Origin of the sequence: Luedemannella flava (genome assembly GCF_039528515.1) — a bacterium.
Taxonomy (GTDB): Bacteria; Actinomycetota; Actinomycetes; order Mycobacteriales; family Micromonosporaceae; genus Luedemannella; species Luedemannella flava.
Genome location: NZ_BAAALT010000064.1, coordinates 22213 through 44701, shown reverse-complemented (window position 1 = coordinate 44701; position 22489 = coordinate 22213). Strand labels below are relative to the sequence as shown.

The window sequence follows — 22489 nt, the reverse complement described above, 5'->3', positions numbered from 1 at the left end:
CGGTCAGGTGACCCGGTAGGCGCGGTAGTGGACGCGGTCGGCGTCGCGGATGGCCGACGCGATGAAGATCGACTGTTGGAGGGTGTCGAGGGATGGCGCCGCGGATTCCAGGTGGACGCTCATGCGGAAGTAGTACGTGCTGGCGTCGACCGGGGCACCCTCGAGGAGTGCCTGCAGGACGTCGGGTGGTCCGCTGCGCACGCCGAAGGTCCGGATGTTCACGTACTCGCCCTCGGGGGTCTGGGCGGTGTAGCGGGCGGAGATCTCGACGGCGCCGTCGGGGCGCACCAGTTGCCAGTCGCCGCCTCCGGGCAGGATGTCGGCGGTGAACAGGCCGTGGACGTGGCCGCCGGTGACGGGGACGACGCGGCGGTGGCCGGCGCGGGTGTTGCCGTGGTCCTGCAGCGGGGCCAGGTGGACCTCGACGTCGAAGGCCGGAGCCAGGCCGGGAGTGGGTGCGGTGGCGGTCATCGCGTTTCCTTCGGGCCGGGGTGGGTGGGCTGACGCCGGACGGTGATGGCGTCGCGCAGTCGTTCCAGGGCCGGGACCGCGCCAGCGAGGGCACGCCGGTCGGCGGCGGGCAGGGTCGCGACCGCGTCGGCGACCAGGGCGGTGCCGGCGCGGTCGAAGCGGTCGAACAGGTCCAGCGCCTTCGCGGAGGCGGCGACCGCGACCTGACGTCGATCGTCGGAGCGCGGACTGCGGGTGATCAGATCCGCGGATTCCATGACGCGCAACAGGTTGCTGATCGTGGGGCGGCTCAGTCCCAGCCGCTGCGCGAGTTCGCCGGGGGTCGCGGCCGTGCCGCGGGGCAGTACTCGGATGATCTCGATCTGCGGGTCGGGGATCTCCGGCAGGCGTTCGGCGGTGCGGGCGGCGGCCAGCAGCGTACGCCGCAGCGGTGAGATGACGGCGGCGAGCCGGGCCGCGTCCACGGTGCTCACGGTCGACCCGGTGGGGTCAGCGAGGCGCGGCTGTTGAGCGCGTCGGGATGGAACCCGGCGGCCCGTTTGTAGGAGGCCGCGATGTCGGCCAACTCGCCGGGACCGAAGACGTCGCCGATGTCGGCGAACCCGTCGGGTGCGCGTTCGTGGGCCAGCACCATGACCTGCTCGGGGCCTTGGCGGCGGTTGCTCAGAACCAGGGCGGTGGTCGCCGGCCGCCGGTCGGCCTCATACCCGGCCAGGGCCCGGGCGATGTCCGGGGTGGTGGCGAGGTGCCAGGCGAGGGTCCGGGCGTCGAGGATGGCCTGCGACGCGCCGTTGGATCCGTTGGGGTACATCGGGTGGGCGGCGTCGCCGAGCAGGGTCGTGCGGCCGTGGGTCCAGCTGTCGATGGGGTCGCGGTCGACCATCGGGTACTCGAGGATCTGTTCGGCGGCGGCGATGACGGCCGGCACGTCCAGCCAGTCGAAGCGCCAGCCGGTGAACATCTCGACGATCGGACCCGGGTCGACGGCCCGGTTCCAGTCGGCGGTCTGCTGCGCGCCGTCGTCGCGGCGTTCGGCGATGAAGTTGACCCGCGCGGTGCCGTCGGGGTCGGGCGGGCTGAGGGGGTACGCGACGAACTTCTGCTGGCCGTCCCCGGCCATGATCATTGTTCGTCCGTCGAGATAGGACGGAACGCGGGCGGTGCCACGCCACAAGGTCAGCCCGTTCCACTTCGGCGGCCCCTCATCAGGGTGGCGCTGTCGGCGCAGGGCGGAGTGGATGCCGTCGGCCCCGACGATCACGTCCGCCTCGACGCGCACAGGCCCGTCGGCGGTGTCGAAGCAGGCGATGTCGCGGTGGTCGCCGTGTTCGACGGCCGTCAGCGAGTGCCCGGTGCGTACGGCGTCGGCGCCGAGGCGTTCGCGTACGGCGTCGAGGAGCATCCCCTGCAGCCGGCCGCGGTAGACCGACACCTGCGGCCACCGGTAGCCGGCCTCCAGGCCGCGTGGCTCCGTCCAGATCTGCTGCCCGTGCCGGTTGAAGTAGGCCAGCGTGCTGGGGGCGACGCCCAGCGTCGCGACGAGGTCGCCGAGACCGAGCTCGGTCAGTTCCCGCACCGCGTGGGGGAGCAGGTTGATGCCGACACCCAGCGGTCGCAGCTCGCTGACCCGTTCGTAGACGGTCACGTCGCTGATTCCGGCCGCGTGCAGGCTCAGGGCGGTGGTGAGGCCGCCGATGCCGGCACCGGCGATCACGATCGTCATCGGTCGTCCTTCGGTCCGAACGCGGTCCTCATAGTTTTGATACAAAACCATCGGTCGGTCAAGACCCCGCCCCGGAACATCGACAGCAGCCGCTTGACGCACATCATACGTGTGATCTATGTTCCACGGCATGACCCGCGCCGCCCGGTACCTCGGTGCCCGTACGCTCGCCGTCGCGGAGGCCCGCCCGGTGCCGCCCGCGCCCGGACAGGTGCGCATCGACGTGGCGTACACCGGCATCTGCGGCACGGACCTGCACATCCTGCACGGCGCGATGGACCATCGGGTACGCGTGCCGGCCGTCATCGGGCACGAGATGTCCGGTCGGATCGCCGAACTGGGCGAGGGCGTACGCGGCCACGCGGTCGGCGACCCCGTGACGGTGATGCCACTGGACTGGTGTGGGCAGTGCCCCGCCTGCCGGGTCGGCCACACCCACATCTGCCACCGGCTCAACTTCATCGGCGTCGACTCCACCGGCTCGATGCAGGGTTCCTGGACCGTGCCGGCGACCATCCTGGTGCCCCTGCCGGCGGACCTGGCGCTCGAGCACGCGGCGCTCATCGAGCCGACCGCGGTGGCGGTCCACGACGTGCGCCGCTCCCGCCTCGCCGCCGGCGAGCACGCCGTCGTCATCGGGGCCGGCCCCGTCGGCCTGCTCATCGCCACGGTGGCGCGGGCCCGCGGCGCGGCGGTGACCGTGCTGGAACTGGACGCGCACCGACGTGCCGTCGCCGCCGGCCTCGGGCTGACCACGGTGGACCCCGCGGCCGTGGATGTCGCCCGACAGGTGCGCGAGCAGACCGGCGACGCCGGCGCCGACGTGGTGTTCGAGGTCTCCGGCTCCGCCGCCGCCGTGCGCACCGCCACCGATCTGTTGGCCGTGCGTGGGCGCCTGGTCATGGTGGCGATCCATTCGCGGCCGCGTGAGGTGGATCTGCACCGCGTCTTCTGGCGGGAGCTGGAGATGATCGGCGTCCGGGTGTACCAGCGCGATGACTACGAGGAGGCGATCCGGCTGGTCCGCGACGGGCATGTGCCGTCGGACCGGTTGATCTCCCGCATCGTGGCGCTCGACGACGTCGCCGAGGCGTTCGAGGCCCTGGAGGCCGGCGGCGACGTCAAGATCCTGCTCGACTGCGGGGGAGCCCGGTGAAGCTGTTCGACCTGTCCGGCCGGTTGGCCGTCGTGACCGGCTGTCGTCGCGGCATTGGGCTCGCCATGGCCGAGGCGCTCGCCGCGGCCGGTGCGGACATCGTCGGCGTGAGCGCGGCGCTGGAGGACCACGGCAGCGAGGCGGCCGGGCGGGTGGCGGCGCACGGACGTGCGTTCCTGCCCCGCCGCGCGGACCTGTCCGACCGGACCCAGGTCCGGGAGCTCGTGGGCTGGCTCGGCGGGTTGGACCGGCCAGTCGACATCCTGGTCAACAATGCCGGGACCATCCGCCGGGCGCCCGCGGCCACGCACACCGACGAGGACTGGGACCACGTGCTCGAGGTGAACCTCACCGCGCAGTTCGTGCTCGCCCGCGAGCTCGGCCGCGGCATGGTGGGCCGGGGTGCGGGGCGCATCATCTTCACCGCGTCGATGTTGAGCTTCCAGGGGGGCATCACGGTGCCCGGCTACGCCGCCGCCAAGTCGGGCATCGCGGGCATCACCCGGGCACTGGCCAACGAGTGGGCCGCCAGCGGCGTCAACGTCAACGCGATCGCCCCCGGTTACATCGCCACCGACAACACCCGCGCGCTCCAGGACGACCCGGAGCGCAACCGCGCGATCCTCGGCCGGATCCCCGCCGGTCGATGGGGGCTGCCGCAGGACCTCGCCGGTGTGACCGTGTTCCTGGCCTCGGACGCCGCGGCCTACGTCAACGGCGCCATCATCCCGGTCGACGGCGGCTGGCTCGCCCGCTGACCGACTTCGGGGGTGGGCCGTTCGTTACGGCAACAGCGCTCCGGTCCCACTATGCGGGCGGGATTGTTATCGACGGTATACCGCGCGATCGATCGGGTGGAGTCCTCCGCATATACTGAGCGCCTGTTGTAAGGCCATCGGAGGACATATGGCGGCATCGCAGCGATCAACCGCCAGCGCTCTGTCGCCTCCGGCCTGGGCACGGCGCCCCGCCAACCTCGCCAGCGCGCTGACCGCCGAGCTGGTGGAGCGGATCGTCCGGGGTCAGTATGAGCCCGGTACGCCCCTTCCGCCCGAGCCCGCCCTCAGCGAGACCTTCTCCGTGAGCCGCACGGTGGTGCGCGAAGCCGTGAAGATGCTTCAGGAGAAGGGCCTGGTCCAGGTCCGCCACGGGGCGGGCACGACGGTGACCTCACCGACCATGTGGAACATGCTGGACGAGCTGGTCCTGGCCGCGAGCATCGCGGAGGACGAGGGCCTGTCGATCCTCGACGATCTGGTCGCCACCCGGCGCGTGCTGGAGTCGGACATGGCCAACGTGGCCGCCCGGCTGGCCACCGAGGACCTCATCGCGGCCCTCCGGGCGCAGGTCGAGCGGATGGACGAGCTGGTCAGCGACCATGTCACCTACGCCGTGCACGACCGGACCTTCCACGATCTGATCATGCAGGCGTCCGGCAACCGCCTCGCCCGCGCGGTCGTGCGCGCGCTGGAGAGCCAGGTCCTCAACACCGCCCGGTACATGGGCCGGCGCGAACGTGCCCTGTGCGAGGCGTCCAACCAGGGCCACCGGCGCATCTACGAGCGCATTGCCGCGCACGACCCCACCGGTGCCGCGGAAGCGATGTTCAACCACATCACGGAGGCCTGGCTCGTGCGCCGCGGCGAACCCGGCGGCCCGGGTCGGCTCGAGCGTTAGCCGCGTTGTCATCAGGAACCCGGCAACGCGCTATTCGCATCCATTGACATCATACGTCTTATGACCTAGCTTGGTCGTCACCTAGCGGACGGCCGGGTCCGGCCACCTTCTCGAAAGGTGAGCAAAAGATGAACCAGCGAGCACTGTGGTCGGTCGCCGTCGTGGCGGCGCTGGCCTTGACGGGCTGTGGAAGTGCCTCAGGAACCGATAAGTCCAACGGCGAGAGCGGCAAGCTCGTCGTCTGGGACTGGAAGTCCAGCGACAAGACCGCGGCCAACTACGTCGAGAAGGCGAAGGCCGACTTCGCGAAGAAGCACCCCGGCGTGTCCGTCGAGTTCGTGGCGCAGCCGTTCGATCAGTACTACACGCTGCTCGGGACGGCGATCCAGTCGGGCAAGGGTCCGGACGTCATGATGTTCAACGGGGGCGGCCAGCTCCGTGACCGGGTGGACGCGCTCGTTGCTCTCGACGACTACGTCGCCCCCGACAGGCAGCGGCTGGCCGGGTGGGACGCGTTCAGCAAGGCCGGCAAGATCTACGGCGCGCCGGTGACCCTGCAGGGTCACCCCATCTACTACAACAAGACGCTGTACCAGAAGGCCGGCCTCGACGCGGACAAGCCGCCGACGACGTGGACCGGGTTCGTCAGCGACTGCGCCGCCATCAAGAAGGCGACCGGCGCGACGTGCTTCGCGCTGGGCAACAAGGAGGGCATCGGCATCCAGTTCTGGCTCTCCGCGCTGGGCTCCGGCGTGCTGACCCCCCAGGAGTACGACGCCTGGATCGCCGGCAAGCGCGACTGGACCTCCCCGAACGTGAAGCGGATCTTCCAGCTGTGGAAGGAGGCGAACGACGCCGGCCTGAACAACAAGGGCGCCAACTCCACCACGATGTTCACCGACATCTTCAGCGTCTTCGACACCGCCAAGGCGGCCAACATCATCGGGCTGATGTCCGACATCGGCCACTGGAAGGACTTCGGTGAGTTCCTGGGGGCACAGAACGTCGGGGTGATGGTCTCACCCGTGGTGACCGAGGGCTCGACGCCCAGCCTCCCCTTCGACGGCGGCATCGGGTACGCCGTGGCGAAGTGGACGAAGGACCCGGCCGTCGCCGCCGACCTCGTGCGCTCGCTGACCACCACCGACGCTCTGCAGGCGTTCTACAAGGACGCCGGCGCGATCGCCTCCGATACGACGATCTCCACAGCGGACGCCGGACCCGCGGTCGCGACCATCGTGTCAGCGCTCAAGACCGGCAAGCCCGCGCTGCATGTCGCGCTGTCCTCGAAGACGATCGACCTGATGGGCAAGCTGTCGCAGCAGATCCTCGAGGGGTCGGTGACCGTCGACGACGCGCTCAAGCAGCTCGCCGCCTCGGACAAGGCCTGACCCTGTGCCCCTCGGAGAAACGCCGTCGTTGGTCCGCCCCGCCCCGGCGGGGCGGACCAACGACGCGGACGGGACGCCCCGCCGGGCCCGACGACCGCTGGGCGATCGGCTCGCGCCCTTCGTCCTGCTCCTGCCCGCGATCCTGATCATCCTGGTATTCCGGCTGTGGCCGTTGGCGCTCGGCGTGAACTTCTCCTTCACCGGCGACGGCGACCGGGACGGGACTTCGGTCGGGTTCGACAACTACGTCGAACTGTTCGACGACCCGGTGTTCCGCATCGCCCTGCGCAACGTCGGGTGGCTGGTGCTGCTGCTGCCCGTCGCCGTCGCGATCCCGGGCCTGTTGGCGACCTTCATCTTCCTCCGGGTGCCCGGACACCGGTTCTACCGCAGCGTCTACTTCTTCCCCGCCGTGCTGTCGCCGGTGATCGTCGGTTCGATCTTCAACCTGCTCCTGGCCTTCGACGGGCCGCTCAACCGGGTGCTCGGGGCGGTGGGGATCGCGCCGGTGGACTGGCTCGGCGACTCGAAAGTCGCGATCTTCACCGTGGTCGGCGTCCACGTGTGGGCCACGTTCGGCATGGCGCTGGTGGTCTTCCTCGCCGGGTTCGCGACGTTGGACCCGGCGCTGCTGGACGCGGCGCGCTCGGACGGCGCGTCCCTGCCGCAGGTGATCCGGCACGTGATCGTGCCGGGTCTGTCCCGCACGATCCAGTTCGTCTTCGTGACGACCATGATCGGGATGCTGACGTCGATGTTCGGCCTGATCTTCGTGATGACGAGCGGCGGGCCCGGCGGGTCGACCTACCTGCCTGAGTACTACATCTGGATCCAACAGGGTCAGCTGAACCGGCCCGCGCTGGCCTCCGCCGCGTCGACCGTCCTGTTCCTGCTGATGCTCGTCGTCGGTCTCGCGCAGGTCGCCCTGCTGCGGCGGTCGGGGAGGGAGGACTGATGCGCGGTGCCCGGATCGGCCGGTGGGTTGTCGCCGGGTTGATGACCGCGCTCGCGTTGGCCACCATCTATCCGCTGCTGTTCACCGCCAACGCCGCCATGAAGACCCGCCACGAGTACATCCTGGACAGGTTCTCGCCGGCGACCTCGGTGCGCTGGGAGAACCTGGCCACCGCGTGGACGAGCGCGGGCATGGCCCGCTACCTCGCCAACTCGTTCATCGTCGTCACCGGGGCCGTCCTGCTGCTCCTCCTGTTCGGGTCCATGGCCGGCTTCGCGTTGAGCCATGTGCGCTTCCGGGGGTCACGGGCGTTGTTCCTGGGCTGCCTCGCGGCACTCTTCGTGCCGTTTCAGGTGATCATGGTGCCGCTCGTGCGCACCATGGCGGACGTCGGCCTGGTCGACACCTATCCGGGCCTGATCCTGGCCTACGTCGCGCAGTTCCTGCCGTTCACGATCTTTCTGATGACGACGTACTACAGCGGTGTCCCGGCGGACCTCGTCGACGCCGCCCGCATCGACGGGAACAGCCTGTACGGCGTCTACCGCCGGATCATGCTGCCCATCGGCGCGCCCGCGCTGCTGTCCGTCGGCGTTCTCGACGCGTTGTTCTGCTGGAACGACGTGCTCATCGCGCTGCTGATGATGCCGTCCGCCGAGCACCGGACCCTCATGGTCGGGGTGACCGTCCTGCGCGGGCAGTACTCCGCTGACATCCCCACCTTCGCCTCGGGCGTCCTCATCGCCGCGGTACCCGTACTGGCGGTCTATCTGTTCTTCCAGCGCCGGATCGCCGACGCCGTCACCGCTGGTTCAACGAAGGGCTGACATGCGAATCACTGGGTTTCACGCCCTGACGACCGTGCACGACTGGGGCCGGGCCGTTGGCGACGCCAACGGGGTCGTCCCCGACGGCGTCACGGCCATGCCGCTCGTCGTGGTGACCACGGACGAAGGGATCAACGGCGTCGGGCTGGGCCCGCACGTCGAGCTGGCGGAGATCTTCACCGCCATCGAGGGCGAGGACCCGCGCTCCGTGACGGCCCTGTACGACCGGATGCTGCGGCACAGCTTCAAGGCCGGTCACGCGGGCGCCGTCTTCGGCACGATCGGCGCGCTGGACACCGCGCTGTGGGACATCAAGGCGCAGGCGGCGGGCGAGCCACTGTGGCGCCTGCTGGGTGGGCGCGACCCCAGAGTGCCGGCGTACGCGTCAGGCCTCGACATCGGCCTGACCGACGATGAGCTGGTCGACCTTTACCGGGCGTACGCCGAACTGGGCCTGCGGACGGCCAAGATCAAGGGAGGCCTTGACGTCGAACGCGACCGCCACCGGCTGACCCTGGTGCGCGACGTGCTCACCGAGGCCGGCCGGGGGAAGCGGCCCGGACTCATGCTCGACGCCAACGAGACGTGGAGCCGCAAGCAGGCGGTCCGCTACGTCGGCGAGCTGGAGCGGACGCTCGACCTCATCTGGGTCGAGGAACCCGTCCGCCGTTGGGACGCCGAGGGTCACGCCGCGGTGGGACGGTCGATCCGCGCGTCGGTCGCCACCGGGGAGAACCTGAGCGGGCTGGAACAGTACCGCCACCTCCTGTCCGCCGGCGCGGTCGACATCGTCCAGGCGGCCGCGGTGTGGGGCGTGACCCACTTCCTGCGCGTCGCGGCCCTCGCCCATGCCCACGACCTGCCGGTCAGCCCGATCGGCACGACTCCGATCGGTCTGCTGCACGCCGCGACCTCGGTGCCCAACCACATCGCCAGCGAGCTGCAGATCCTGCGGCCCCCGGTCGGCGTGACCGTCGACGTGCACGTCGAGGACGGCGCGTTCGTTCTCGGCGACTCCGCGGGGCTGGGCGTCCGCGTCGACGAGGACGCGATCCACGCCTGCGAGCGCCGGCCGACCACGCCGACGTTCGACGGGCCCGGCGTCCGTCCGGAGCGGGCGGGACACCGACTGCTCGCGGCGTCCTGAGACGGCGCCTCATCCGCCGGGCCGGGCCGGGGTCGGCTTCCGGTTCAGCAGGGCGTGGAACTCCGCGTCGGACCCGGCCAGGAGGGCGTCGTGCACCCGGTGGTACGTCTCATAACTGCGGTTCGCCGGCCACTGCTCGTCCATGAACACGCGCGGCAGGCGGGGGTCCACCCGCAGCAAGGCCAGCCAGTCCGCCACCAGCATCGCGCGCATGCTGAGGGCGGCGCGGCCGTTCATCGACAGCGGGCCGGTCCAGGTCTCGATGAAGCTGAGGTGCTCGCCGCGGATGGCCTCGATATCCCAGGCCGCCCGGACGCTCTCCGCGACGGGGTAGCCGGGCAGCTCCCTGGCGTGGAAGGCCAGAACGGCGTTGGGCGGCAGGTCCCCGCGCAACGGTTCCAGGGCGGCCGCGAGATCAACTTTGCCGGGTGCGAGCCAGAGCCCGTCGCGCAGTGGCGCGAACCCGGCCCACGTCAGGGTGGACCGGAGGCGATGCCGCAGCGTGCGGTGCTCCTCGGGAATGGAGAAGGTCACGAGTGTCCAGCCGCTGCCCACCGGATCGAACGGATGCGAGCTGTGCACGCGCCCGGCGCCTTCCCTCAGCACCGCGGTGCCGTGCTCCGTGAGCGAGAAGAGGATCTCCCGTCCGCTACGGGTCCGTTCGAGGAAGCCGGAGGCGACGAGGCGGTCCAGGGTGGCGCGGGTCGCGGGGGCCGCTACGCCCGCCCCGTCGAGCACGTTGATGAGGATGCTCGCACGGATCGGGCCGGGATCGGCGTCGAGGACGTGCTCGCCCAGGAACGCGAAGATGAGCTGCCTCGGCTGACGACTCCGCACGGTCATGCCGTTCCCGCCAACAGCTTGATCAACGAGGTTCCTTCGCCCGCTTGATCTGACCGTATACATGCGTACGGAGCTCGGTGAACCGCGGCAGCGCCCGGGTCGTGATCTGATCCCGGTCAGCGGGGAGGTCGACGTCCAGGGTCTCCTGAACGCGCGTCGGGGACGCGGACAGGACCAGAACGCGTTCGCCCAGGTACACCGACTCGTCGATGTCGTGGGTGACGAACAGGACCGACACGCCCCGGGTTCGGTGCAGGTCACGGACGAGATCCTCCAGGTCCGCGCGGGTCTGCGCGTCGACCGCGGCGAAGGGCTCATCCATGATCAGGATTTCCGGCTCGTAGGCGATGGCGCGGGCGATCGCGACCCGCTGCTGCATGCCGCCCGACAACTGCCAGGGGTGGCTCTTCGCGGCGTGGGCCAGGCCGACCGCCTCCAGCGAGTCGGTGACGAGCCGGGCGCGCTGGGTGCGGGTGAGCTTCTTGTGCCGCAGCGGAAGCTCGACGTTGCCCCGCACGGTCAGCCAGGGGTAGAGGCTCCGGCCGTACTCCTGGAAGACCAGTGCCATCGACGGCGTCGGTCCGGTGACGCGTACGCCGTCCATCGTGACCTGGCCGCCGCTGGGCCGCAGCAGGCCGGCGATGCACTTGAGCAGCGTCGTCTTGCCGCACCCGGACGGGCCCACGATGCAGAGCAGCTCACCCGCGTCCATCGTGAAGCTCAGGTCCCCGATGGCCTCGACGCCGCCCTTCGCCGACTCGTAGACCTTGCGCAGGTTGTCCACCCGCAACATGGGGTTCCGCTCAGCCACGCTCGACCTCCCGCATGCCGTGATACCAACGGAGGACCCGACGCTCGACGACGCCGAAGACGACCGCGAGCAGCACGCCGGTCAGCCCGAGCAGCACGATGCCACTCCAGCTCTCGGCGATGAGGAAGTTGCGTTGGAAATAGACGATCCGGTAGCCGAGGCCGGATGACGAGGCGAACATCTCCGAGATGACCATCAGGATCAACGCGACCGACAGGCCCTGTCGCGTACCGGTGAAGATGCGTGGGCTGGCCGCCGGCAGCACGACGAACCACAGCCGTTGCCACCAGGTGATCCGGAACGACGCGGCGGTCTCCGTCATGACGCTGTCGGTGCCCCGTACGCCGTCGATGGTGTTCAGCAGGATGGGCCACACCGCGCCCGAGACGATGACCGCGATCTTCATGGTGTCGGTGATGCCGAGCAGCAGCATGACGATCGGGATGAGGGCCGGGGGCGGGACGGCGCGGAAGAACTCCAGCACCGGTTCGGTGAGGTCGCGCAGCCACGGCAGGAGGCCGATGACGGTGCCGGCGGTGACGCCGAGCACGATGGACGCGACGATGCCGATGCCGAGCCGGTAGAGGCTCGGCAGCACCTCGTCGGCGAACGCGGGGCCGATCCAGCTGTCGGCGAACGCCCGGCCGACCGTCAGCGGGTCCGGGTAGAACTTCTCGGCGCCGACCGCCTCATCGGGCTTCCTGGCCACGAGCGCCCAGACCACGAGGATCAACGCCGGCAGGCCGACCGCGAACGCGATGCTCGCGGTGATGCTCCTGACCCGGGCAGCCAAGGCACTCATCGGGCTTCCTCCCCGCGGACCGATTGGTGCCAGTGCAGCGCCCGGCGCTCGATGAGGCGGAAGACCGCGTTGACGGTGATGCCGAGCAGACCCGCGACCACGACAAAGGCGTAGAGGCCCGCCGCGTCGCCGGGCGTCGAGCGGGACAACATGATGAGCGTGCCCAACCCCGGGTTGCCGATGACCATCTCGGCGGTGATGGCGAGGATCAGCGCCACGGACGCGGCCAGGCGCAGACCCGTCATCACGTACGGCAGGGCCGTGGGCAGGACCAGCATCGTCAGCCGTTCGGTCGGCGTCAGCCCGAAGGCGCGGGCGGTGTCGCGGGCGACCACGTCGACGTCCGCGACGCCGTAGAGGACCTGGACGAACATCTGCCAGAACGACGCGTAGACGGTGATGATCAGTGCCGCCTCGATGCTGATGCCCTGGATGATCACGGCGATGGGCACGATGGCCACCGACGGGACGGGCCGCAGGAACTCCACCGTGGTGTGCGTGGCGCGCCGCAGGAACGGCACCAGGCCGATGACCGTGCCGAGCACGAGAGCCGCGACGGTCGCCATGGTCAGGCCGATCGCCCACGCCTGCATCGTGAGGCCGAGTCGACGCCAGAAGGCCAGGTCCACGACCTCCTGCGCGAGCCGTGCCCCGACGTCGGTGACGTACGGCAGGTACTCCCGGTCGACCACGTCGAGCATCGGCATCAGTTGCCAGATGGTCAGGAAACCGAGCAGGCCGATGGCGCCGAGCACCGGCCGACGGGCGCGCGGTTCAGAGAACATGTCGCTCCACGATGGTGCGCGTCCTCCTCCGGGGCGTACCGGAGGAGGACGCGTCGGGCGGTGGCTACTTCTGTTGGACGAGCCGGTCGAGGTTCGGCGACTTCGGGAGCACCTTGTACTTGACGGCGAGGTCGATCAGTTTCTGCAGGCTCGCCTTGTCGATCGTCCAGGTGTAGTCGGGCAGGCGCAACGAGTCGGCGACCGCCGGCGGCAGCGAGGTCATCTTGGCCTTGAGCGCCTGGCGTAGGGCCGCGTTGTTCGCCGGGTCCTTCGCCCACGCGAGGGTTTCCTTCATCGCCGCGGCGAAGTCGTTGACCAGCGCCGGCTGCTCGGTCGTGAGCTTCGCGGTGGTGAACGCGGTCAACGTGGGCAGACCGGGGATCGTCTTCTGGTAGGGCGCCACGATGAAGGTGTCCCCACGTGCCTTGAGCTGCGACACGAAGGGCTCGGTCACCCAGCCGGCGTCGATGTTCCCCGCCTGGAGCTGGGCCGGCACGTCGGGAAACGCGACCTCGACGAACTTGATGGTGCTGGGGTCGCCGCCGTCCTGAGCCACGGACTCCATGATGGTCACGTCCCCGGCGGCCCCGAGGCTGTTGACGGAGACCTTGCGACCGGCCAGATCCCTGGGGCGGGTGATGCCGGACGCCTTGGCCGCGACGACCGCGTTGATGTCGTCTCCACCGGCATAGGACGAGGCGTAGTTCCCGACGATCACCACACCGAGGTCCTGAAGATCCGCGCGGAACGGTCCGAACGGCTGCCCGATCGCGAACTCGAGGTCACCCTTGGTCAGGGCAGGGATGGCGAGCGCGCCGCCCTGGGCCGGCAGCACCTCCACCTCGAGGCCGTGACGCGCGAAGATGCCCTGCGAGATGCCGGCCCAGAGAGCGGCGGTCTCGGCGATGGGCAGGGCCGCGACGCGTACATGGCGCAGACCGGGGCTGGTGGTGGCACTGGTCGTCGGCGAGTCGGAGTCCGTGCATCCACTGAGGCCGATCGCCATGGTGGCGATCAGGGAAAGAGCAAGAACCTTCTTCATAGGAGGCCCTTCCAAGGGACGTGTTGGTGGCCAATCGTGGGCTCAGCCCGGACCGAAAGTCAAGGTTTCCCGAACGCTCGTCATGATTCGGTTGAACGACGACGGTGGACGGAAACCCAGTAACATCCGCGCCATGCCTGAGCTGCTCTACCAACTTGCCCCCGAGCGGGTCGAGCGGGCCCGGGTCAGAGACTTCCAGCGCTGGCTGGCGACCGAGCGGCAGCGTGAGTTCCCGACCTACGCCGAACTGCACGCGTGGTCGGTGTCCGATCTGGAGGGCTTCTGGGCGGCGGTCTGGCAGTACTTCGAAGTCCGCGCGTCCACGCCGTACGACCAGGTGCTGAGCGGGCGGACGATGCCGGGCGCCCGCTGGTTCGCAGGCGCCACCCTCAACTACGCCCAGCACTGCTTCGGCCGACCCGAGGACGCGGACGTCGTCGCCGTGACCGCCTGGTCGCAGACCCGGGCGCCCGTGCAGCTGACCTTCGCCGAACTCGCCGAGCAGGTGCGCCGGCTGCGCGACGGCCTGCGCCGCCTGGGGGTGCGGCGCGGCGACCGGGTGGTCGGCTACCTACCCAACTGTCCCGAGGCGCTCATCGCCTTCCTCGCGACCGCCAGCCTGGGGGCCATCTGGGCCAGCTGCGCGCCCGAGTTCGGTCCGCACAGCGTCGTCGACCGGTTCGCCCAGATCGAACCGACCGTCATGTTCGCCGTCGCGGGTTACACCTACGGCGATGAGCACCTCGACCGACGTCGCGAGGTCGCCCAGGTCCGTGCCCGGATGCCGTCACTGCGGCACGTCGTGCAGGTCCCGTACGGAGCGCACGACCTCGCCGGCGCGCTCGCCTGGGCCGACCTGACGGCGCCCACGCGGTCGCCGTTGGAGTTCGAGCCGGTGCCGTTCGACCACCCGCTCTACGTCCTGTTCTCGTCCGGCACGACCGGTCCGGCGAAGGCGATCGTGCACGGCCACGGCGGCATTCTGCTGGAGCATCTGAAGAGCCTGGGCCTGCACTGGGATCTCGGGCCGGGCGACCGGTTGCTCTGGTTCACCACGACCGCCTGGATGTTGTGGAACCTGCTGGTCTCCGCGCCGCTCGTGCGGGCCTCGCTCGTGATGATCGACGGAAACCCGCTGTACCCCGACGTTGCGGAGCAGTGGCGCGTGGCGGAGCAGACCGGCGCCACGCTCATGGGTGCGAGCCCGGGCTACCTGATGGCGTGCCGCAAGGCGGGCCTGCGCCCGGCGCGCGAGTTCGATCTGTCCCGGCTGCGGCAGATCGGCGTGGCGGGCAGTCCGTTTCCCGCCGAAGGCTTCCGGTGGGTGGCTGAGCAGTTCGGCGACGCGGTGCTGCTCAACGTGGGCAGCGGTGGCACGGATGTCTGCACCGGCCTGGTCCAGGCCTCGCCCCTGCTGCCTGTCTGGGCCGGCGAGATGTCGGGACCGAGCCTCGGGGTGGACGTCAGGGCTTTCGACGAACGTGGCCGCACCGTGGTCGGTGAGCTCGGCGAGCTCGTCATCACGTCGCCGATGCCGTCCATGCCCGTCGGTCTGTGGGGCGACGCCGACGGCAGCCGGCTGTGGGAGTCGTACTTCTCGGACTACCCGGGCGCGTTCCGGTTCGGTGACTGGTGCCGCTTCTCGACCGCCGGGACCTGCGTCATCACAGGCCGTTCCGACGCCACCCTCAACCGCGGGGGAGTACGTCTGGGCACGGGGGAGTTCTACCAGGTGCTGCAGGACCTCCCAGGGGTGGCGGACAGCGTCGTGGTGCACCTGGAGGACGCCGCCGGCGGGCCCGGCGAGCTGCTGCTGTTCGTGGTGCCGCAACCGGGCGTCACCGTCGACGACGACCTGCGCCGGCGGCTCGCGGACGAGATCCGCGCGGCTCTGTCGCCCCGCCACGTTCCGGACGACGTCGTCGCCGTACCGGCGATCCCCTACTCCCGTACCGGCAAGAAGTTGGAGGTACCCGTCAAGAAGATCCTGCGCGGCGCCGACCCTCGGGCCGTGGCGTCCCCGGACGCCCTGCTCGACCCCGGTGCGCTCGACGCGTTCGTCGCGTACTACCGCGAGCGGCGGCACGTCGGGCCATGAGGGCCGCGGCTCCGCGCCCGGCCCTTCGCCGGTAGTTTCATCCCCGCCGAAATCAGCGACAGCAGGTACTCCCGCCACCACCGGACCGGAGACCGACGTCGTCGAGTTCGCCGTACGGACGGGCCACCAGCGCCATTGACGGGCGTCAGTTCGGTCCTTAACGTCGGACGTCGTACGTCTTTCGTGGCAATGCCTTTTTTCAGCGCGAAGACGGGACTGCGACGGGTCGGACCGTCGTCGATCGAGGAGGAATCGCACTGATGAACGACGTTCCCGTTCGCCCGAGACGCCGTGCCGGCGGTCGCGCCCGGCTGCTGGTCGGCGGTGCCTGCGCCATGGTGATCGCCGTGTCCTCGGTGGCCATGGCCACCTTCGCCCACGCCGATCTCCCCGGCCCGGCCGGGACCACATTGAAGGCCGCCGCCGAGCGGAGCGGCCGGTACTTCGGCTTTGCCATGGGGGCGGACCGCCTCAACGACTCAGGCTTCCAGACGATCGCGCGTCGCGAGTTCGACATGTTGACGGCCGTCAACGAGATGAAGCCCGACGCGACCGAGCCGAGCCAGGGTCGGTTCGACTTCAGCAGGGGTGACGCGCTCTACAACTGGGCCGTCCAGAACGGCATGCGGGTGCGTGGTCACACCCTCGCCTGGCACGCGCAGCAGCCGAGCTTCTGGCGCAATCTGAGTGGCAGCGCCCTGCGCTCCGCGATGATCAGCCACATCAACGGTGTCCTGGCCCACTACAAAGGCAAGATCTTCCAGTGGGACGTGGTCAACGAGGCCTTCGAGGAGAACGGCAGCCGGCGGTCGTCGAATCTGCAGGCGACCGGCAACGACTGGATCGAAGCGGCGTTCCGGGCCGCCCGCACCGCCGACCCGGCCGCGCAGTTGTGCTACAACGACTACAACATCGAGAACTGGACCTACGGCAAGACGCAGGGCGTCTACCGCATGATCCAGGACTTCAAGTCCCGTGGCGTGCCGATCGACTGCGTCGGCCTGCAGACCCACTTCACCGGGGGTAGCTCGCTGCCGGGCAACTTCCAGCAGACGCTGTCGAGCTTCGCCGCCCTCGGGGTGGACGTGGTGCTGACCGAGGTCGACGTCACGAACGCGTCGAGCAGTCAGTACCAGGGGCTGACCCAGGCGTGCATGAACGTCCCCCGCTGCCTCGGCATCACGACGTGGGGCGTACGCGACAGTGACTCCTGGCGCAGCAACGAGAGCCCGCTGCTGTTCGACAGCGGCAGCAACAAGAAGGCCGCGTACACGTCGGTCCTCAACGCACTCAACGCCGCCTCCACCACGGTGCCGGGGACGACCACGCCGACCAGCGGCACGCCGCCGACGAGCGTGCCGCCGAGCAGCAGGCCGCCGACGAGCACGCCGCCGACGAGTACGCCGCCGACCAGCAGGCCGCCGACCAGTGCGCCGCCCGTCACCGGGCAGTGGAGCGCCTGCACCGCGACATTCCGCATGGTCAACAGCTGGGGCGGTGGCTACCAGGGCGAGGTCATCGTGACCAACAACGGCTCTGCCGCGCTCAGCGGCTGGACCGTGCGGCTGACGCTGGCCAGCGGGCAGACCCTCGCCCAGGTCTGGAACGGCGTCAACACCGGCACCAGCGGCGCGATCAGCGTCCGCAACGCCTCGTACAACGGCACCGTCGGCGGGAACGCCGCGACCAACTTCGGCTTCCTGGTCAACGGGAGTACCAACGCGGCGCCCGGCAACATCTCGTGCACCAGCCCCTGACCGACGCACTTCGTAGCAGGACGCTGGCAGGGCCCGGAGCCACCCGCTCCGGGCCCTGTGCCGTCGTGGCTGGCAGGGCAAGGAAGCCCATTGACGGTTATCAGTTGAAGCCCTAGCGTCAGACATCTTACGTCTTACCTCGTTCAGGGAGTTTGCGAATGTCCGGACGTAGATCTGTGATGGGGGCTGTCGTGGCCGTCGCCGTGCTCCTCTCCGCCGTACTGGCAGGTGCATTTATGAGCTCAACGCCGGCCTCGGGCGCGACCCAGGCGACCTACTACGTCGCGCCCAACGGCAACGACGCGGATCCGGGAACGCTCACCTCGCCGTTCAGGACCCTGCAGCGCGCCCGGGACGTCGTCCGGACGGTCAACGCGAACATGACCGGCGACATCTACGTGTACCTGCGGGGCGGGAGCTATCCGGTCAGCAGCACCGTCGAGTTCGGTCCCGCTGACTCCGGCACCAACGGCTTCCGCGTTGTGTACGCCGCGTACCCGAACGAGCGGCCGGTCCTCGAGGGCGGCGTCCAGGTGACCGGCTGGACGCAGCACAGCGGCAACATCTGGAAAGCCCCGCTCGACCGGAGCAACAAGCTGCGCGCGCTCTATGTCAACAACAAGCGGGCCTACATGGCCTCGAAAACGGTAGGTTCGGCCGGCTGCCACGGGACGTACAACATCACGGCCGGGCAGGCCGCGTGGGCCTGGGAGTCCGGGTCTCAGTGTGACGGCGCCAGATACAGCCTGTCTGACTTCCCGTCCATCGCCCGCAACCAGGACGATATCGAGATCGAGACGGCGACGACCTGGACCACGGCCATCGTGGGCGTCCGCCAGGTCACCAGCGACGGCTCGAACCGGATAGCGCTGTTCCAGCAGCCGGGCGCGGCCATCGCGCAGGGTGCGTACAACGGCAACGCCCAGGTCGGCGGAACGCACAAGCTCATGAACGCGTACGAGTTCCTGGACGCGCCGGGCGAGTTCTACTTCGACAAGGGCAGCCGGACGCTGTACTACTACCGGGCCAGCTCCGAGGACATGTCGACCGCGACGGTCTTCGCGCCGAACAACGTCACCACCGTGCTGCGGGTGGCGGGCACCTCGACGAGCAGCCACGCCCGCAACATCACGTTCTCCGGTCTCACGGTGCGCCACTCCGACTGGAACCTCTTCAACGTGGCCGGCTCCGAGTTCAAGCAGGCGCAGCAGGGCAACCTGGGTGCCACCGCGTACGCGAGGCGCAACTTCCACGACTACTACTACCGCAACGTGGACGTCACCCCCGGCATCATCCACGTCCAGAACGCCGACGGGATCCTGTTTTCGCGCAACCGGGTGGAGCACACCGGTGCCGACGGCATCAGTCTGGTCAACGACGTGCAGAGCTCGCAGTTGATCGGGAACTACACCAACGACGTCGCCGGCTCCGCCATCTCGGTGGGCCATCCCCAGCACGTCTACATCGGCGACCACACGTCGAGCAACCGCGAGAAGTACCCGACCCAGGTCGAGGGACTCCCCAGGAACATCGAGATCAGGAACAACTACCTCTACGACAGCGCCGTGCTGTTCAACGGGCACAGTCCGATCTCGGCATACTTCGTCGACACCCTGACCGTGCAGCGCAACCGGATCGAGAAGGCGCCGTGGTCGGGCATCACCCTCGGGTGGGGGTGGTGGAACTTCGACGGATCGTCAGGGTCGATCGCGCCCAACCGGCCGACCACGACGGCCAGGAACAACAACATCAGCTACAACCACATCATCGACACGGTCCAGCGCCTGGCCGATACGGCTCCCATCTACACGCTCGGCAGCCAGCCCGGAACCGTCATCGCCAACAACTATCTCCAGGGAGTGCCGTCCGGACACAAGTACGGGCTGCACCCGGATGAGGGCTCGGCGTACATCACCTTCCGCGACAACGTCCTGAGCGTGGACAAGAACGTCACCTGGCTCATCAACTCCGACGACTTCGGGCGCAAGCACGATCTGAGCATCACGCAGACGTACGGCCCGATCAACAAGGTCTCCAACAAGAGCCTGCCGAACAGCACGGTCCAGGACATCCTCGTCTACTCCGACTATGTCTGGCCGGCGGCGGCCTACGGCATCGCCGTGAACTCCGGGCTCGAGGACGCCTACCGGGACATCGTGCCGGCAGGCAACCTCTCCCTGCCGGACTACGCCCTGCCGGCCAGCACCTTCGTCGGCAGCGGGACGTCGTCGGTGCCGATCCGGAGCACCGGTGACGCGACCAGGTCGATCTGGTTGGCTCCCTCCGGCACGACGACGTTCGTCGCGGGCGCGACGATGACCAGGGCCGACGGCACCGCCACGTCGATAGCCGTGCCCACGTCGTCGGGCGACTACCGGCTCTACGTCCTCGACGCGCAGGGCAACCGATCGGCTGAGTCGAAGTCCATCGTCAGGCGGCAGGGCAGCGGCGGCGGCCAGCAGAACGTGCAGCTCGTGGGCGGCCAGTCGGGTCGTTGCGTCGACGTGCCGAACTCCACGACCGCCAACGGCACCCAGGCGCAGCTGTGGGACTGCTCCGGCGGCACGAACCAGCGGTGGACGTACACCGCGGCCAAGCAGCTGACCGTGTACGGCAGCAAGTGCCTGGACGCGTCCGGGGCGGGCACCACCAACGGCACCCAGGTCATCATCTGGGACTGCCACGGTGGGCTCAACCAGCAGTGGAACCTCAACGCCAACGGCACCGTCACGAATGTCCAGTCCGGACTCTGCGTTGACGCCTTCGGCGCCGCCACCGCGAACGGCACGAAGATAATTCTATGGTCCTGCAACGGCGGCACGAACCAGCAGTGGAGCCTGCGCAGCTGAGCACATCCGGGGCCGGGCAGAACCTCTGCCCGGCCCCTCCGGCTCAAGCCCGCGTGAGCGCTATTCCGGACGGCGGAACAGCGCGTCGACGTCGGGCAGGCCGTCGAAGCGGGTGAACGTACCGGCATCCTTGATCTCGTGGGCCGCCTGCAGGAGTGCGCCCCACGCGACCCGCGCGAGGGTCCCGCCGACACTGATGCGTCGGACGCCGAGTGCCGCCGCCTCGGCGACCGTGATGAACGGTGCGTTGATAAGGAGGTTCACGGGTTTGGGGGCCACGGCCCCGACGATCGCGGCAACGTGCTCGTGGGTGCTGACCCGTGGCGCGTAGAGACAGTCGGCGCCCGCGTCGGCGTAGGCACGCAGCCGTCGCAGCGTCTCGTCGATGTCCGGGCGGCCGACCACGAATCCCTCCGACCGGCCGGTCAGGACGACGCCGGTGCCGCTCGCGTCGATCGCTTCGCGTGCGGCGCGGACGCGCTCCACCGCCAGGTCGAAGTCGTGCAGCGGATGGTCCGTGTCGCCGGTGGAGTCCTCGATGGACAGCCCGGCGATCCCGGTGCCCGCCGCCAACCGCACGTTCGTCGCGACGTGTTCGGGATCGACCGCGTAGCCGCCCTCGAAGTCGGCGTTCACCGGCACCGACACGGACGCGGCGGTGACGCGCAGGTGCTCGGTCACGTCCTCGATCGTCACCTGGTTGTCCGCACGACCCGTCGTCCACGCGAAGCCGGCGCTGGTCGTGGCGAGCGCCGGAAAGCCGAGTTGTGCCAGCGCGCGGGCGGTTCCCGCGTCCCAGTAGTTCGGCATGACGAAGGTGCCGGTCGCGTGCAGACGGCGGAACTCGGCGACTCGCTCGTCCTGCGTGCTCATGTCGTCCCCCCCAAGGGCCGCGGCGGTGTGGACACACACTAACCGGCGAACGGACCGCGAGACCCCACGCCTCGTGCCGAACCTCCAATGCCTTTCTTCGGCACGGTGTCGTAGGTGTTGCCGGCCCGAGGACCGGCGTTTGAACGTGGCTGTAATGAGGGTCAAGAGGGTCACCAACAAGTATTTCTCATGGTCGATGCGCTGTGAAACGGCAACTGTCCGACCAGCCGTTTCGCGATGCCTCTCTGGACAATGAAACGCCGAAGAAACGCCGAGTTCGGCTCAGCGAAAGAGCGGCGCCAACCGAATCACGTCATCGCGAAGAAACGTGGTTCCGAACCCTCGTGTAATTCCGCGGCCGGCATCCTCTGGGACGCGAGGGCCGACTTCGCGACGTGGTTCAATGCCAAACCGGAGTCGATGGCGGTGCTCGCGCATGATCGGCGCCGGTCCGGCCGTCAGACACGCGACCAGTCGATCGTGGCGGTTTCCGGGCTGTCCGGCAGGTAGGACACCGGCACCGGCCGGCCGGGGGCCAGCAGGTGCTCCTTGCCGTCGGGGAGGTGGACCAGGGCCGTCGTCTGCAGCTCCGTGCCGTTCGGCCCGACGTAGCTCAAGCCGACCTGGACCGGCGGGTCCTCGTCCCCGTCGGCATCCGGGTGCCCGGCCAGCTCCAGGGACAGGACCTGGCCGTACGAGGCCACCCCGGCGGCGACGATGTCGTCCGCGGTGACCGTGGTGACCGTCGCCCCGGCCGTTGGCGCGGTCACCAGGTCGTACAGGGTCGGCTCCGCCTCGACCGGGGCAACCGCGACGGTGCCCGGGTTCGCCCGGTCCACGCGGACGGGCACCACCATGCCGGGCCGTAGCGAACTCCACGCCGTGCGGCCCTGCAGCACGTGCCGGATCGCCGCCCGGTACGGCGGCCGGCCGGGCAGCGTCACGCGCAGGTGGAGCTGGACCACCAGGTTCACGTCGCCGATGGTCGTGCCCGTGTCCCGCACCGACAGCACCTGCGCCGTGCCCGGCATGCCGTCGCGGAGCAGGGCGGACGTGTCCAGCTTGGCTACGGACCGCGCGCCGCCCAGGAGGAGGAGGCCGACCGGGATCAACACCACCGCCGTGAACACCAGGCTGCCCGACCCTCCGGACGAGGCGACGAGTGCCCACACGCCGCAGAGCACGCCGGCCGTCAGGCAGGCGCTACCGACGATGTTCAGGCTCCACCGGCTGGCGCGCATACGTGTCCCACTCCCGATCGAATCGACCGAAGCGTATGGCG

Annotated in this window: 20 protein-coding genes; 10 read left to right on the top strand and 10 right to left on the bottom strand. The window is 69.5% G+C overall.

Annotated features, from left to right (window positions below; translation table 11 throughout):
- Positions 1-3 precede the first annotated feature (3 nt).
- From ABD211_RS12915 to ABD211_RS12905, 3 genes are read right to left on the bottom strand one after another with little or no spacing between them, the layout of a single operon-like run.
- A complete protein-coding gene (locus ABD211_RS12915) occupies positions 4-471 on the bottom strand; it encodes a DUF3237 domain-containing protein (RefSeq protein WP_344129959.1) in 468 nt (155 codons plus the stop codon).
- Positions 468-944 (bottom strand): MarR family winged helix-turn-helix transcriptional regulator, encoded by a 477-nt coding sequence (locus ABD211_RS12910; protein WP_344129956.1) that lies wholly within the window; start codon positions 942-944, stop codon positions 468-470. Before ABD211_RS12910 ends, ABD211_RS12915 begins: the two co-directional genes overlap by 4 nt.
- Positions 941-2194 (bottom strand): flavin-dependent oxidoreductase, encoded by a 1254-nt coding sequence (locus tag ABD211_RS12905; RefSeq protein WP_344129953.1) that lies wholly within the window; start codon positions 2192-2194, stop codon positions 941-943. Before ABD211_RS12905 ends, ABD211_RS12910 begins: the two co-directional genes overlap by 4 nt.
- 130 nt (positions 2195-2324) lie before the next feature.
- Between ABD211_RS12905 and ABD211_RS12900 the strand changes: the two genes are divergently transcribed.
- From ABD211_RS12900 to ABD211_RS12870, 7 genes are all read left to right on the top strand, one after another.
- Complete coding sequence (locus ABD211_RS12900) at positions 2325-3350, top strand: zinc-dependent alcohol dehydrogenase (protein ID WP_344129950.1); 1026 nt, start codon at positions 2325-2327, stop codon at positions 3348-3350.
- A complete protein-coding gene (locus ABD211_RS12895; RefSeq protein ID WP_344129947.1) occupies positions 3347-4108 on the top strand; it encodes an SDR family oxidoreductase in 762 nt (253 codons plus the stop codon). Before ABD211_RS12900 ends, ABD211_RS12895 begins: the two co-directional genes overlap by 4 nt.
- Before the next feature lie 148 nt (positions 4109-4256).
- Positions 4257-5027 (top strand): FadR/GntR family transcriptional regulator, encoded by a 771-nt coding sequence (locus ABD211_RS12890; protein ID WP_344129944.1) that lies wholly within the window; start codon positions 4257-4259, stop codon positions 5025-5027.
- 128 nt (positions 5028-5155) lie between these two features.
- Positions 5156-6418, top strand: a complete 1263-nt coding sequence (locus ABD211_RS12885) for an ABC transporter substrate-binding protein (RefSeq protein WP_344129942.1) — start codon at positions 5156-5158, stop codon at positions 6416-6418.
- A 4-nt stretch (positions 6419-6422) separates the two neighbouring features.
- Entirely contained in the window at positions 6423-7373 is a 951-nt protein-coding gene (locus ABD211_RS12880) for a carbohydrate ABC transporter permease (protein WP_344129940.1), read from the top strand.
- Positions 7373-8200 (top strand): carbohydrate ABC transporter permease, encoded by an 828-nt coding sequence (locus tag ABD211_RS12875; protein ID WP_344129938.1) that lies wholly within the window; start codon positions 7373-7375, stop codon positions 8198-8200. Before ABD211_RS12880 ends, ABD211_RS12875 begins: the two co-directional genes overlap by 1 nt.
- A 1-nt stretch (position 8201) precedes the next feature.
- Positions 8202-9347 (top strand): mandelate racemase/muconate lactonizing enzyme family protein, encoded by a 1146-nt coding sequence (locus tag ABD211_RS12870; protein ID WP_344129936.1) that lies wholly within the window; start codon positions 8202-8204, stop codon positions 9345-9347.
- A gap of 9 nt (positions 9348-9356) precedes the next feature.
- Here the strand turns inward: ABD211_RS12870 and ABD211_RS12865 are convergent, their stop codons facing one another.
- From ABD211_RS12865 to ABD211_RS12845, 5 genes are all read right to left on the bottom strand, one after another.
- Positions 9357-10190: a PaaX family transcriptional regulator gene (locus tag ABD211_RS12865; protein WP_344129933.1), complete on the bottom strand. Its 834-nt coding sequence runs from the start codon at positions 10188-10190 to the stop codon at positions 9357-9359.
- Between the two features lie 22 nt (positions 10191-10212).
- Entirely contained in the window at positions 10213-11001 is a 789-nt protein-coding gene (locus tag ABD211_RS12860) for an ABC transporter ATP-binding protein (protein WP_344129930.1), read from the bottom strand.
- Positions 10994-11803, bottom strand: coding sequence for an ABC transporter permease (locus ABD211_RS12855; protein ID WP_344129927.1), 810 nt, complete (start codon positions 11801-11803; stop codon positions 10994-10996). The genes ABD211_RS12860 and ABD211_RS12855 overlap by 8 nt, the downstream gene beginning before the upstream one ends.
- Positions 11800-12588, bottom strand: a complete 789-nt coding sequence (locus ABD211_RS12850; protein ID WP_344129924.1) for an ABC transporter permease — start codon at positions 12586-12588, stop codon at positions 11800-11802. Before ABD211_RS12850 ends, ABD211_RS12855 begins: the two co-directional genes overlap by 4 nt.
- Positions 12589-12652: 64 nt before the next feature.
- Complete coding sequence (locus ABD211_RS12845) at positions 12653-13630, bottom strand: ABC transporter substrate-binding protein (RefSeq protein ID WP_344129920.1); 978 nt, start codon at positions 13628-13630, stop codon at positions 12653-12655.
- Positions 13631-13763: 133 nt separating this feature from the next.
- Between ABD211_RS12845 and ABD211_RS12840 the strand changes: the two genes are divergently transcribed.
- The 3 genes from ABD211_RS12840 to ABD211_RS12830 all read left to right on the top strand — a co-directional run bounded on the left by ABD211_RS12840 (position 13764) and on the right by ABD211_RS12830 (position 20334).
- Positions 13764-15728 (top strand): acetoacetate--CoA ligase, encoded by a 1965-nt coding sequence (locus ABD211_RS12840; protein ID WP_344129917.1) that lies wholly within the window; start codon positions 13764-13766, stop codon positions 15726-15728.
- A gap of 260 nt (positions 15729-15988) precedes the next feature.
- On the top strand, positions 15989-17485 hold the full coding sequence (locus ABD211_RS12835; protein ID WP_344129915.1) for a glycoside hydrolase family 10 protein: 1497 nt from the start codon (positions 15989-15991) through the stop codon (positions 17483-17485).
- 236 nt (positions 17486-17721) lie between these two features.
- Positions 17722-20334 (top strand): RICIN domain-containing protein, encoded by a 2613-nt coding sequence (locus ABD211_RS12830; protein WP_344129912.1) that lies wholly within the window; start codon positions 17722-17724, stop codon positions 20332-20334.
- Between the two features lie 60 nt (positions 20335-20394).
- Here the strand turns inward: ABD211_RS12830 and ABD211_RS12825 are convergent, their stop codons facing one another.
- Positions 20395-21207 carry an isocitrate lyase/PEP mutase family protein gene (locus ABD211_RS12825; protein ID WP_344129909.1) on the bottom strand — a complete coding sequence of 271 codons (813 nt, stop codon included), beginning with the start codon at positions 21205-21207 and terminating at the stop codon, positions 20395-20397.
- A 458-nt stretch (positions 21208-21665) separates the two neighbouring features.
- Positions 21666-22448 carry a DUF3592 domain-containing protein gene (locus tag ABD211_RS12820; RefSeq protein ID WP_344129906.1) on the bottom strand — a complete coding sequence of 261 codons (783 nt, stop codon included), beginning with the start codon at positions 22446-22448 and terminating at the stop codon, positions 21666-21668.
- Between the last annotated feature and the right edge of the window lie 41 nt (positions 22449-22489).